Source organism: Vibrio anguillarum, assembly GCF_001989995.2.
In the GTDB taxonomy this organism is placed as follows: domain Bacteria; phylum Pseudomonadota; class Gammaproteobacteria; order Enterobacterales; family Vibrionaceae; genus Vibrio; species Vibrio anguillarum.
Map to the genome: position 1 here is coordinate 1 of NZ_JAHGUP010000217.1, position 497 is coordinate 497.

The 497-nt window shown below is 37.8% G+C and carries 1 protein-coding gene; it reads left to right on the forward strand.

All coding sequences use genetic code 11. The annotated features are described in order from the left end of the window. Positions 1–15 precede the first annotated feature (15 nt). Positions 16–471, forward strand: a complete 456-nt coding sequence (locus tag PL85_RS18545; protein ID WP_115340194.1) for a GNAT family N-acetyltransferase — start codon at positions 16–18, stop codon at positions 469–471. The last annotated feature ends 26 nt before the right edge of the window (positions 472–497 follow it).

Here is a 497-nt window from a genome sequence, read left to right on the forward strand (position 1 = left end):
CCTTAGCCGGGCGTTATGAGGAATATGGATATCAAATTAGTACCAGTAGAACTTGAAGAGTTCGATAGTCTTTTTTCTATTGTAAAACAGGCACTTTATTCGCATGTAGATGCTGTTTTTGGCTGGAGTGATGATTTTCAATTTAATCGGCTAAAAAATGACTATGAATTTAGTTGGTTTCACTGGGTTGAACGAGCTGATCAGCGAATTGGCCTGCTTTGTTTCAAGCCTTATGATAATGCACTTCATGTTCATCTGCTTGTTGTATTTCCAGAATTCCAGCGTCAGAGTTTTGGTAGAGATATAATGAATCATGTGCATAATCTCGCTTTGGTTCAGAGACGCAGTCATGTAACATTATCGAGTTTCATTAGCAATCATTCAGCGATAAGATTTTATAAATCGCTTGGTTATCAATTGGTTGATAGTGATGAAAACTTCCTTTCTTTGTCGCTTCAAGTTACCTCATAACAAAGCGTTCAAGAGGGACAGCCAAC